The sequence below is a fragment of the Streptomyces olindensis genome, assembly GCF_040645895.1.
GTDB lineage: Bacteria > Actinomycetota > Actinomycetes > Streptomycetales > Streptomycetaceae > Streptomyces > Streptomyces olindensis.
Genome location: NZ_JBEYZD010000014.1, coordinates 1 through 12,404, shown reverse-complemented (window position 1 = coordinate 12,404; position 12,404 = coordinate 1). Strand labels below are relative to the sequence as shown.

The 12,404-nt window shown below is 73.1% G+C and carries 10 protein-coding genes; 7 read left to right on the top strand and 3 right to left on the bottom strand.

Annotated elements, in window-relative coordinates; all coding sequences use genetic code 11:
* Window positions 1-49 precede the first annotated feature (49 nt).
* The 6 genes from efeB (at window position 50) to ABZ948_RS11255 (ending at window position 8,003) form a co-directional block, all read left to right on the top strand.
* A complete protein-coding gene (efeB, locus tag ABZ948_RS11280) occupies window positions 50-1,318 on the top strand; it encodes an iron uptake transporter deferrochelatase/peroxidase subunit (protein WP_359758785.1) in 1,269 nt (422 codons plus the stop codon).
* Window positions 1,319-1,538: 220 nt separating this feature from the next.
* Window positions 1,539-2,393, top strand: a complete 855-nt coding sequence (locus ABZ948_RS11275) for an ABC transporter permease (protein WP_359758657.1) — start codon at window positions 1,539-1,541, stop codon at window positions 2,391-2,393.
* Window positions 2,390-3,277 carry a carbohydrate ABC transporter permease gene (locus ABZ948_RS11270; RefSeq protein ID WP_359758656.1) on the top strand — a complete coding sequence of 296 codons (888 nt, stop codon included), beginning with the start codon at window positions 2,390-2,392 and terminating at the stop codon, window positions 3,275-3,277. The genes ABZ948_RS11275 and ABZ948_RS11270 overlap by 4 nt, the downstream gene beginning before the upstream one ends.
* Window positions 3,278-3,294: 17 nt before the next feature.
* Complete coding sequence (locus tag ABZ948_RS11265; protein ID WP_359758655.1) at window positions 3,295-4,944, top strand: extracellular solute-binding protein; 1,650 nt, start codon at window positions 3,295-3,297, stop codon at window positions 4,942-4,944.
* A gap of 31 nt (window positions 4,945-4,975) precedes the next feature.
* A complete protein-coding gene (locus ABZ948_RS11260) occupies window positions 4,976-6,043 on the top strand; it encodes a LacI family DNA-binding transcriptional regulator (RefSeq protein ID WP_435857480.1) in 1,068 nt (355 codons plus the stop codon).
* 22 nt (window positions 6,044-6,065) lie between these two features.
* The gene (locus tag ABZ948_RS11255) at window positions 6,066-8,003 is read left to right on the top strand and encodes a DUF2264 domain-containing protein (protein ID WP_359758654.1); all 1,938 of its coding nucleotides are present in this window, start codon (window positions 6,066-6,068) and stop codon (window positions 8,001-8,003) included.
* A 5-nt stretch (window positions 8,004-8,008) separates the two neighbouring features.
* On the opposite strand, the gene ABZ948_RS11250 is transcribed toward ABZ948_RS11255, so the two are convergent.
* The 3 genes from ABZ948_RS11250 to ABZ948_RS11240 are packed head-to-tail and all read right to left on the bottom strand — an operon-like array spanning window position 8,009 to window position 11,023.
* The gene (locus ABZ948_RS11250) at window positions 8,009-9,502 is read right to left on the bottom strand and encodes a tripartite tricarboxylate transporter permease (protein WP_359758653.1); all 1,494 of its coding nucleotides are present in this window, start codon (window positions 9,500-9,502) and stop codon (window positions 8,009-8,011) included.
* 1 nt (window position 9,503) lies between these two features.
* Window positions 9,504-10,043 (bottom strand): tripartite tricarboxylate transporter TctB family protein, encoded by a 540-nt coding sequence (locus tag ABZ948_RS11245; RefSeq protein WP_359758652.1) that lies wholly within the window; start codon window positions 10,041-10,043, stop codon window positions 9,504-9,506.
* Window positions 10,040-11,023 carry a Bug family tripartite tricarboxylate transporter substrate binding protein gene (locus ABZ948_RS11240; protein ID WP_359758783.1) on the bottom strand — a complete coding sequence of 328 codons (984 nt, stop codon included), beginning with the start codon at window positions 11,021-11,023 and terminating at the stop codon, window positions 10,040-10,042. Before ABZ948_RS11240 ends, ABZ948_RS11245 begins: the two co-directional genes overlap by 4 nt.
* A gap of 251 nt (window positions 11,024-11,274) precedes the next feature.
* Between ABZ948_RS11240 and ABZ948_RS11235 the strand changes: the two genes are divergently transcribed.
* Window positions 11,275-12,015: a response regulator gene (locus ABZ948_RS11235; RefSeq protein ID WP_359758651.1), complete on the top strand. Its 741-nt coding sequence runs from the start codon at window positions 11,275-11,277 to the stop codon at window positions 12,013-12,015.
* Window positions 12,016-12,404: the final 389 nt, after the last annotated feature.

Below are 12,404 nucleotides of genomic sequence, written 5' to 3'. Positions count from 1 at the left end.
CACCGACCGCCGTCCCCACCGCGCCGAACACCCCGAAGGGAACGTCCCCATGCCGTCCGCCGACACGCCTCCGCCGGGCTGCCCCGCCCACACCGGCCGCCGTTCCTTCGTCAGGACGGCCCTGGGCGCCGGGGCCGCCGGGGCCGTGCTGGCCGGCGGCGGGTTCGCGCTCGCCGGGAGCGGCACGGCCCGGGCCGCCGAGGGGGCGGACGCCGGCCCCGTGGCCTTCCACGGTGTCCATCAGGCCGGGATCCTCACCCCTCAGCAGGCGGCCGCCGCCTTCGTCTCCTTCGACGTCATCGCCGACGACCGCGAGGAACTCGCCGAGCTGCTGCGGACGGTGACGCAGCGGGCCCGTTTCCTCACCTCCGGCGGCACCCCCGCGGACCTGGGCGTCGGCGCCCCGCCGTCGGACAACGGGATCCTCGGCCCGGTCGTCCCCGCCGACGCGCTCACGGTCACGGTCGGCGTCGGCGCCTCCCTCTTCGACGACCGCTACGGACTCGCCAAGGCCAGGCCGCGCCGGCTCACGCCCATGCGGACCTTCCCGAACGACGACCTGAACCCCACCGAGTGCCACGGCGACCTGTCGCTGCAGATCTGCGCGGCCCGGCAGGACACCGTGCTGCACGCGCTGCGCGACATCGCCAAGCACACCCGGGGCGCGATGCAGATCCGGTGGCGCGCCGACGGCTTCCAGAACGCGCCCCGGCCCAGCGGAACCCAGCGCAACCTGCTGGGCTTCAAGGACGGCATAGCCAATCCGGACGTCGCCTCGGCCCGGGAGATGGACCACCTCGTGTGGGTCGGGGACGGGCAGGGCGAACCCGGCTGGGCGACCGGCGGCAGCTACCAGGTCATCCGGATCATCCGGATGCTCGTCGAGTTCTGGGACCGGGTCTCGCTGAACGAGCAGGAGCTGATGTTCGGCCGGCGCAAGGACACCGGCGCCCCGCTGGACGGCGCCCAGGAGACCGACAGCCCCGACTACGCCAAGGACCCGCACGGCACGGCCATCCCGCTCGACGCGCACATCCGCCTCGCCAACCCGCGCACCCCGGCGACCGACGACTCCCGCATCCTGCGCCGGGGCTACAACTACGACCGGGGCGTCGACAGCGTCGGCGACCTCGACATGGGCCTGGTCTTCTGCTGCTACCAGCAGGACGTGCGGCGCCAGTTCGAGGCCACGCAGACCCGGCTGATCGACGAGCCCCTCGTCGACTACATCTCCCCGACCGGCGGCGGCTACTTCTTCGCCCTGCCCGGCGTGCGGGACTCCTCCGACTGGCTGGGCAGGGGACTGCTCGCGGCCTGACCCCGCGTCACCGCGCCCGGGTCCCGCCGTGTCAGAAGTGTTGACCACGCAGTGAAAGCGTTTTAACTTCCCCTCACCGGACACGCCGAGGTGAGGGGGAGCCGTGGCAACTGCCTTACGGGAACCAGCAGGTGTGAAGGGGGTGGACCCGGATCGCCGTCGCCCCGCACGGACGAAGCGCTTACGTAAAGGTTTTCAGAGCCGGACGCTGTTCCTGCTCATGCTGCCCGGACTCGCCTACTTCCTGCTCTTCCACTACGGCGCGCTCGCCGGCAACGTCATCGCGTTCAAGGAGTACGTGCCGTTCGACGGCCTGTGGGGCAGCCCCTGGGCCGGAACCGGCAACTTCCAGCGCATGTTCGAGGACGGCGCCTTCTGGGACGCGGTCCTCAACACCCTCTGGCTCGCCGTCCTCCAGCTGGTCTTCTACTTCCCGGTGCCGCTCGGCCTCGCCCTGCTGCTGCACACGCTCACCTGGTCCTCGGTGCGCCGGTTCGTGCAGTCGGTGGCGTATCTCCCGCACTTCATCTCGTGGGTGATCGTCGTCGCGCTCTTCCAGCAGGTGCTCGGGGACACCGGCCTGCTCAACAGCACTCTCGGCGGGGCCGGTCTGCACACCGTCGACATCATCGGCAACCCCGACGCCTTCGAGCCGCTCGTCGTCGCCCAGGTCATCTGGAAGGACGCCGGCTGGGGCACGATCATCTTCCTCGCCGCGCTCGCCCAGGTCGACGAGCAGCAGTACGAGGCGGCCGCCATCGACGGCGCCGGCCCCTGGCGCCGCTTCTGGCACATCACCCTGCCCGCCATCCGCCCGGTGATCGTGCTGCTGCTCATCATGCGGCTCGGGGACATCCTCTCCGTCGGCTTCGAGCAGATGCTGCTGCAGCGCGACGCGGTCGGACCGGAGACCGCCGAGGTCATCGACACCTTCGTCTACTACCAGGGCATCGTCGGCGGCGACTACGGCTTCGCCGCCGCGGCGGGACTGTTCAAGGGGCTCGTCGGCGCCCTCCTCGTCTACGCGGCCAACAAGGTCGCCCACCGCCTCGGCGAACAGGGGGTCTACCGGTGAGCGCGTCCGCCCGTCCCGGCTGGATGGAGCGGCCCCGGCCGCTCACCCAGGCCGCGAAGGCCCTCGCCCTGGCCGCGGTCGTGCTGCTGGTGTGCGTGCCGTTCCTGGTGATCGTGTCGACCTCACTGGCCTCCACGCAGGAGGTCGTGGACAACGGCGGCTGGGTGCTGTGGCCCAGCGAGCCCACCCTCGACGCCTACCGCGACATCTTCGACGGCGGCATCGTCACCCACGCCCTCGGCGTCAGCGCGGGCGTGACGATCGTGGGCACGCTGCTCAGCCTCGCCTGCACCGTGACCCTGGCCTACGCGCTGTCCCGCCCCGGCGTCTTCGGCGGCAAGCCCGTCCTCCTGCTGGTGCTGTTCACGTTCCTCTTCCCGCCCGGCATGATCCCGAGCTTCCTGCTCGTCAAGGAACTCGGCCTGCTCGACTCCTACGCCTCGCTCGTCCTGCCCGTCCTGGTCAACGTGTTCAACCTCGTCGTGCTGCGCGGCTTCTTCCAGTCCATCCCCGAGGAGCTGTACGAGGCGGCCCGGCTGGACGGGGCGGGGGACTGGCGGGTGCTGGTGTCGGTGGTGCTGCCGCTGTCCAAGGCCGCGCTCGCCGTCGTCGGCCTGTTCTACGCCGTCGCCTACTGGAACTCCTGGTTCTACGCCTCGCTGTACCTGGAGAGCGACCACTGGCCGCTCCAGCAGGTGCTGCGCACCTATGTCGTGGCCGGGGCAGGGCTGACCGACGCGACCACCGGCGAGGCCACCGTCACCGCTCCGCAGACCGTGCAGATGGCGGTGCTCGTGATCGCCACCGTGCCGATCCTGCTCGTCTACCCCTTCCTGCAGAAGTACTTCACCAAGGGCGTGCTCACCGGCGCCATCAAGAGCTGACACGAGGTGGTTCACCCATGCCCCGCATGTCCCGACGCACCCTCCTGCGCTCCATGGCGGCGGGCGGTGCCGCCGTCTCCGTCCCCGGTCTGCTGACCGCCTGTTCCTCGGAATCCGGCGGCGGCGACGTCTCCAACGCCGGGAAGAAGCTCGCCCCCTGGCCGGCCTACCGGCCCACCGCCGGGCCCCGGCCCGACCTGGCCCCCACCGACTCCGGTGTCCAGGCCGGCTACACCTCCTACCCCTCGGACCTGGTCAAGTCGGTCTCCCGCACTCCGGGCGACGGCTCCGCCGTCCGCGTCATGACCGTCTCCTTCGGCACCCCGCCCAAGCCCGCCTCGCAGAACCGCTTCTGGGCCGCCGTCGAGAAGGCCCTCGGCGTCAAGATCGAGTACACGATCATCTCCCAGGCCGACTACCAGAAGAAGATGGCGACCGTCATGGCCGGCGACGCCGACGCCCTGCCGGACATCATCAACATGTTCTCCGGCTTCACCCTGCCCCGCGAGGCACAGTTCGTGCAGCGCCGCGCCCAGGACCTCACGCCGTACCTCTCCGGCGACGCCGTCGCCGACTACCCCAACCTCGCGGGCATCCCCACCCACGCCTGGCGCGACATGGGCCGCATCGGCGGCCGCATCTACGGCATCCCGCTGGAACGCCCGCTGCCCGGCTCGACGCTGTGGATCAACCAGGACATGTTCGCCGACGCGGGCATGACGGAGGGCTGGACCGGCGAGGACTTCGCCGCCGTGGCGCGGCGGGGCACCCGCGGGAAGACGTACATGCTCGGCGCCGCGACCGGCTCCCTGTTCGGCAACGGCTACCACTCCGCCGCCCACAACGCGCCCCAGAGCTGGGCCGTCACCGAGAACGGCACCTTCCTCCCGGCGGCGGCCGACGAACGCTACAAGGCGTCGATCGCCTTCCGGGCGCAGCTGCGCAAGAACGGCTCCTACCACCCCGACGCCACGTCCATCTCCCAGATCGACCTCACCACCCTCTACTACAACGGCACCGTCGGCTCCATGCAGGACGGCTTCGGCGCCTACCTGCCCAAGTACCGCGAGTCGAAGGGCAGGATGACCCCGGCCGCGGCCCTGCCGTACAGCGTCGGCGGCGAGCCCGGCGGCATCGTCGCCGCCCGCCGCTCCTTCGGCTACACCGTCCTGAAGCAGGCGAAGAAGGAGCGCGTCGAACTGCTGCTGCGCATCCTCGACTACCTGGCCGCGCCCTTCGGCAGCGAGGAGTGGGAACTCGTCCACTACGGTGTCGAGGGCGTCCACTTCACCCGCGCAGCGGACGGCTCCCCCGAACCCACCCGGCTCGGCGAGGTCGAGAACAACACCAACCTGCCGCTGAAGTACCTCGCCGAAGGCCCCCAGGTGCTGTTCGTGCCCGGCATGCCCGACGCCGTGCGCGCCCTGCACGCCTGGCAGCGCAAGGTCGTCCCGCACGCCGTCCGCGACGCCTCCTTCGGGCTCCAGTCCGCGACGAACAACGCCCAGGGCGCCACCCTCAAGACCCTCCTGGACGACACCGCCACCGGCATCATCGCCGGGCGCCTGCCCCTGTCCGAGTGGGACGCGGCGGTGCGGAAGTGGCGGAGCCGCGGCGGCGACAGAATGGCCGAGGAGTACGCGAAGGACTACGCGGCCAACACCTGAGCGGCGGTGGCCGGAAGAGGGGATGCGGGGGATGGGGAACGACATGGTGTCCAAGGGACGGGTCACGATCCGCGAGGTCGCCGAGCGGGCCGGCGTGTCCACGGCCACCGCCTCCCGCGCGCTCAGCGGCAACCACCCGGTGCCCGCCGCGACCCGCGCCCGGGTCCTGCGCGCGGCCCGCGACCTGGACTACGTGGCCAACGCGCACGCCCGCGCCCTGGTCGGCGGCGGCCGCAAGATGGCCGCCGTCGTCGTCCGCCAGGTCACCAGCCCCTTCTACGCGCAGGTCGCGGAGGGCGTGGAGGCCGAGGCCGCCGACCGCGGCTGGCTCTGCGTGGTCGGCGCCACCGGCGGGGACGCGCAGCGCGAGATGGAATTCGTGCAGCTCATGCGGGAGGAGGGGGCCCGGCTGGTGATCCTCGTCGGCGGGGTCGTCGAGGACGACGCCTACCGTGAGCGCGTCGCCCACTACGCCCACGCCCTGGACTCCTCCGGCGCCCGGCTCGTGCTCTGCGGCCGGCCCGCGCCCGACCCCGGCATCCCCGCGCTGGTCGTCGAGTTCGACAACGAGGCCGGAGCCCACGCCGTCACCGGCCACCTGCTCTCCGCCGGGCACCGCAGGATCGTCTTCCTCGGCGGGCTGCCGGGCAACACCGCCCTCGACGCCCGCGTGGCCGGCTACCGGGCCGCCCTCGCCGAGCACGGGCTGCCGCCCGAGGCCGCGCACGTCGTCGACTGCGGCCTCGGCCGCGCCGCAGGACACCGCGCCATGACCGAACTCCTCAAACGGAAAAGGGAGTTCACGGCCGTCTTCGCCGGGGACGACATGGTCGCCGCCGGCGTCCTGCGCGCCATCGCCGACGCCGGGCTGAGCGTGCCCGGGGACCTCTCCGTCGTCGGCTACAACGACATCCCGCTCGCCGAGGACTTCAACCCGCCGCTCACCACCGTCCGCACCCCCGCCGAGGAACTCGGCCGCGCCGCCGTACGCATCGCGCTGCGCGACCCCGAGCACGCCGCCGGGGCCCACCACCTGCTCGGCACCCACATCGTCGTCCGCGACAGCGTCGGCCCGCCCCCGCCCGGGCGCGCCCTGTGACCAACGGAGGAACCACACCCGCATGAGCGCGCCGCACGTGTCGCTCCCCGAACCGGCCCACCTCCCCAACCTGCCCCACCTGCCACCCCCCGATCCGCTGACCTCGCCCGTCACCGGCTGGACCCGCGCCCACTGGGAGGCGATCGCCGACCGCCTCCTCGACGCCCTGACCCCCTACGCCTCCCCGGGCCTCGCCCAGTACCGCCTCCCCGGACCGCCCAGCCACTCCGGGCCCTGGTCCGACGGACTGGAGGGCTTCGCCCGCTCCTTCCTGCTGGCCGCCTTCCGCATCGCCGGATCGGGCGGGCAGCGGCCCGACCTGATCGAGCGGTACGCCGCCGGACTCGCGGCCGGCACCGACCCGCACGGCCCCGACCGCTGGCCGCCCATCACCGACCGGGGCCAGCCCATGGTCGAGGCCGCCTCCGTCGCGATCGCCCTGCACGAGACGCGCCCCTGGATCTGGGACCGGCTCGACGACCGCGTACGGCAGCGGGTCGCCGACTGGCTGGGCGGCTTCGTCGGAGCGGTCGTCAACGACTCCAACTGGCGGCTGTTCCAGGTCATCACCGAGGAGTTCCTCGCCTCCGTCGGCGCCCCGCACAGCCGCTCCGAGATCGACGCGGGCCTGGCCCGCCTGGAGGACTGGTACCGGGGCGACGGCTGGTACACCGACGGCGACGGCCGCAAGTTCGACTACTACAACGCCTGGGCCCTGCACCTGTACCCGGTCCTGTGGGCCCGCATCGCCGGGCCGCGCGCCGACCCCCGGCCGGTCGCGGAACACCGGGCGCGCCTGCGGTCGTTCCTCCACGACCACCAGCACTTCTTCGGCGGCGACGGCGCACCGGTCCACCAGGGCCGCTCCCTCACCTACCGGTTCGCCACGACGGCGCCCCTGTGGGCGGGCGCCCTCGCCGACGCCACCCCGCTGCCCCCCGGCCGCACCCGCCGCCTCGCCTCCGGCGCGCTGAAGCACTTCGCCGAGCGCGGCGTGCCCGACGCCGAGGGACTGCTCACCCTCGGCTGGTACGGGCCGTTCCTCCCGGTCACCCAGCGGTACTCGGGCCCGGCCTCCCCGTACTGGGCGAGCAAGGCCTTCCTCGGCCTGCTCCTGCCGGCGGACCACCCGGTGTGGACCGCCCCCGAGGAACCCGGCCCGGTCGAGACGGCCGACGTACGCCTCGCGTTACCGGCCCCCGGCTGGCTGCTGCACTCCACCGCGGCCGACGGGATCGTACGGCTCGTCAACCACGGCAGCGACCGGCTGCCGCCTCCGCCCGCCACGGCCCAGGACAGCCCGCACTACGCCCGGCTCGCCTACTCCAGCGCGACGGCCCCCGAGACGCCGGGGGACCGCGCCCCCGACAACCACATCGCTCTGCTCGCCCCCGACGGCACGCCCAGCCCGCGCGGCCGCATCCACCCCCTGGGCGTCGCGGGCGACCGGGCCGCGTCCTGGCACCGGGCCGTGCTCCCGGGCGGCGCCGAAGGCCACCGCGTCGAGACGGTCAGCGTCGTGCACGGCCCGTGGGAGGTGCGCGTGCACCGCGTCGACGCACCGCCCGGCACGCCCGTGCGCGAGGGCGGCTGGGCCGTCGCCGACGACGCCGGGCCGCCCACCGCGCGCACCGGCCCCGGCTGGGCCCTGGCCCGCCGCGCGGACGGACTGACCAGCACGCTCGTCGGCCTGCACGGGTGGCGGGACGCCGTAACGGCCGTGGCGCACAGGGCCGGCACCAACGCCCACGGCCACCACTCGGCGACCCCGCACCTCACGCTGCCCGCCCACCCGGGCGGCACCCACCTGCTGGTGACCCTCGTCGTGCTGAGCGCCGACCCGCGGATGAACGACGGCGACCCGCACGCGCGCGGTTCAGGAACGCGCGTACGGGTCACCGGGGCCGGAGAGGTGGAGATCCGCTTCCCGGACGGCACCCGGGAGCGGGTGCCGCGTTGACCGGGTCAGGCCGCGGCGCGGCTCCGCGTCACCGCCTTCCTCACCAGCGGCCAGGCCAGCAGCAGCACGATCACCGCGTACACCGTCACCGCGAACGGCGTGTTGACCAGCCCGGTGACGCTGCCGTCGCTGATCTGCAGGGCACGCCGCAGCTGCTGCTCGGCGTTCGGGCCGAGGATCACGCCGATGACGGCGGGCAGCACGGGCAGCCCGTAGCGGCGCATGCCGAACCCGATCAGGCCGATGATCAGCAGGATCACCAGGTCGATCACCTCACCGCCGACCGCGTAGGCGCCGACCGCCGCGAAGAACAGGATCCCCGCGTACAGGTACGGCCGCGGGATGCGCAGCAGCTTCGCCCAGACCGGCGCCAGCGGCAGGTTGAGCGCCAGCAGCAGCACCATGCCGACGAACAGGGAGGCGATCAGGCCCCACACCAGGTCCGGTTCGCGCTCGAAGAGGAGCGGGCCGGGCTGGATGCCGTACTGCTGGAACGCGGCCAGCATCACGGCCGCGACCGCCGTGGTCGGCAGGCCCAGGGTCAGCATCGACACCAGCGTGCCCGCCGCCGAGGCCGACGCCGCCGACTCCGGCCCCGCGACGCCCTCGATGGCGCCCTTGCCCCACTCGTCCTTGTGCTTCGACAGGCGCTTCTCCGTCACGTACGACAGGAAGGTGGGAATCTCCGCGCCGCCCGCCGGGATGGCGCCGAACGGGAACCCGATGAACGGGCCGCGCAGCCACGACTTCCAGGTCCGGTTCACATCCCCGCGCCCCAGCCACGGCCGGCCCACCGGGATCGGCTCGGGCGGCCTGCGCCGCAGGTGCGCGGCGACCCACAGGGCCTCGCCGATCGCGAAGAGACCGACCGCGACGATGACGACGTCGATGCCGTCGGCGAGTTGCAGCGAGCCGAAGGTGAGCCGCTGCTGGCCGGTCATCTGGTCCAGGCCCACCAGGCCGAGCGTCAGGCCGATCAGCAGGGACGCCATGCCCCGGACCCGGGACGAACCCAGCACCGACGTCACCGCGATGAACGCCAGCACCATGATGGCGAAGTAGTCCGGCGCGCCGATGTCCACGGCCAGTTCGGCGACCGTCGGCGCCAGCGCGACCAGCAGGATCGTGCCGATCAGGCCGCCCGCGAAGTGCCCGACGGCGGCCGCCGCGAGGGCCTGCGCGCCGCGCCCGGACTTGGCCATGGGGTTGCCCTCCATGGCCGCCACCACCGCCGCGCTCTCGCCGGGCGTGTTGAGCAGGATGGAGGTGGTCGAGCCGCCGAACATCGCGCCGTAGTAGATGCCCGCGAACATGATGAACGCGCCGGTCGGATCGAGCCCGTACGTCACCGGCAGCAGCAGCGCGACCGCCATCGCCGGGCCGATGCCGGGCAGCACGCCGATCGCCGTGCCGAGCAGCACGCCGATGACGGCCCACAGCAGGTTGATCGGGGTGAGGGCCGTACCGAAGCCGTCCAGAAGGGAGTTGAAGGCATCCATGTCACAGCACTCCCATCAGCGGACCGCCGGGCAGGGGCACTCCGAGCAGGTTGTTGAAGACGGTGTAGGTGACCAGGGAGAGCCCGGCCGCGATGAGCGGGTCGCGGTCGAGCCTGCGGCTGCCGAGCGCGAACGCCGCGCCCCAGAACAGCAGCGCGCCCGCGACGGGGAATCCGAGCGGCTCGATCAGCACGGCCGCGCCGAGGAACACCCCGGCCAGCAGCAGCACGGTGCGCCAGTCGGCGGGCTCCGACAGGTCGACGTCCTCGCCGGTCTCGGCCTGGCCCCGGCCGCCGCGCAGCACGTCCAGGGCGAGCAGCGCGGCGATCACCAGCAGGCCGGCGCCGACCACGACCGGCACGGTCTTCGGGCCGACCGGGCCGCGCTGGGCGATGTCGACGTCCATGGTGAGCGCGTCCGTGAGGACGAGCACGCCCAGTGCCAGCAGCAGCGCGCACACGCCGAGCTCGGAGTGCTCCCGCAGCCACGAGCGCTTCTCGTCGCCCTGCGCGGGGGGAATGTCGGTGGTCTGCGTCGTCACAGTCCCAGCTCCTTCAGCACCGAAACCACGCGCTTGTCCTCGGCGTCGAGGAACGCGCCGAACTCCTCGCCCGTGAGGAAGGCGTCGTCCCAGCCGTTCTGCTCCAGGGACTTGCGCCACTCGTCCGAGTCGTGCAGCTCCTCGATCAGCCGCACGAGCTTGTCCCGCTCGCCGTCGGACAGACCGGGCGGGGCGACGATGCCGCGCCAGTTGGTGAAGTTCACGTCGTAGCCCGCGTCCTTCAGCGTGGGCGCGTCCAGCCCCTCGACGCGCTCCGGGCCGGTGACCGCGAGGAGGCGCAGCTCGCCCGCCTTGATCTGGTCCAGGTACTCGCCGACACCGGAGACACCGAAGGCGACCTTGTTGCCGAGGATCGAGGCGAGCAGCTCGCCGCCGCCGTCGAAGGGGATGTAGTTGACCTGCTTCGGGGGGATGCCGGCGGCCCGGGCCATCAGCATCGGCGCGAGGTGGTCGGGGCCGCCGGGGGAGGAGCCGCCGCCGACCGGCAGCTTGCCCGGGTTCTCCTTCCAGGCGCCGATCAGGTCGTCGATCGTCTTGTACGGGGAGTCCTTCGCGACCACGACGACGTCCTGCTCCTCGGTGAGCCGGGCGATCGGCGTGGTGTCGCCGAGTGTCTTCGGCGCGTCGTTGGAGCGGACGGCGCCCACGACTCCGAGGCCCATGGACATGGCGAGCTTGCCGTTGCCGTGCTCGCTCACCAGCCGGCTCAGGCCCACCGTGCCGCCGGCGCCGGGCAGGTTGAACACCTCGATGTTGTGGGTCAGTCCGGCGTCCTCGGCGTTCTTCGCGGCCGTCCGGGCCGTGATGTCGTAGCCGCCGCCGGGCGTGTTGGGGACCATGAAACGCAGGCCCGGGATCTGTGTGCCGGTCTCGGTGCCGCTGCCGGTGGTCACCAGCGGCGGACCGACGAGCACGAGCACGGCGGCCCCGAGCAGGGCGAGGGGAGTGCGCAGGCGCACGAGTGCCACCACCTGTCGGTACGTCGATGCGGGTAGGTAAAGGCCCTGTGGGGGAGGGTGAGGTGGGCCACATGCTGCACCGGACGCCGACGGGCTGTCTCTCTTGCGGAACCAACGGAGGTTTTGGTCTTTGCGGTCGCCGGAACCGGGGGTGTCCTGCCTGGCCGGCGGGCCCCGCCGTGCACGTCTCTTTCCTTCGCCGCAGGTGGACGCCATGATGGGCGGCCCCGGCGCGGAAGGAGCGGACCCCGATGACCAGCGAGCCCGGGACGTCCGGGATGATCGACGTCCTCGTGGTCGACGACGACTTCATGGTGGCCAAGGTCCACCGCGCCTTCGTCGAGCGCGTGGAGCCGTTCCGCGTCGTCGGTGTCGCCGGCAGCGGGGAGCAGGCCGTCACCGCCGTGGACGAGCTGCGCCCCGACCTGGTCCTGCTCGATCTGCACCTGCCGGACATCTTCGGCCTGGACGTCATCCCCCGGCTGCGGACCGCCGGCCACGACTGCGACGTCATGGTGGTCAGCGCCGCCCGGGAGGCCGAGACCGTCCGCGGCGCCGTGCGGCACGGCGTCGTCGACTACCTCCTCAAGCCCTTCGACTCCGAGGAACTGCGCGCCCGGCTGGAGCGCTACGCCGACCGGCGCGGCCGGCTGCTGGGCACGGTCGTGCGCAACCAGGCGGACGTCGACCGGGTGCTGGCCGGCGCGGCCGGACCGGCCTCGGCGGCCGCGGCCCTGCCCAAGGGCATGAGCGTGGAGACCGCCGAGCTGGTCGAGCGGGCCCTGCGCGCGGCGGACGACACCCTGTCCGCCACCGAGTGCGCGGCCCTGACCGGGGTTTCCCGCGTGAGCGCGCGCCGGTACCTGGAGCACTTCCACACCGTCGGCCGCGTGGAGGTGTCCCTGCGCTACGGCGTCGCGGGCCGGCCCGAACGCCGCTACCGCTTCCGCGACCGGCCCACCGCTCCAGGGCGGGGCGAGGCACGCGCGTAGGGCCTGCCGGGCGGACAGCCCCACGGCGTGCTGGGCGACAGCTCCACGGCGTGCCGGGCGGCAGACCCCACGGCGTGCCGGGAGAGCGCCGTGCCGATGTGCGGCTCCCCGTCGGGTGCCGTGCCGGTGTGCGCTCCGCGTCACGCGCCGTGCCGGTGTGCGGCTCCCCGTCGGGTGCCGTGCCGGTGTGCGGCTCCGCGTCACGCGCCGTGCCGATGTGCGGCTCCCCGTCGGGTGCCGTGCCGGTGTGCGGCTCCGCGTCACGCGCCGTGCCGGTGTGCGGCTCCCCGTCGGGTGCCGTGCCGGTGTGCGCTCCGCGTCACGCGCCGTGCCGGTGCGGCCCGGCGAGACCCTCCTCGCGCACTCCTCGCTCAGCTCCCTCGGCTGGG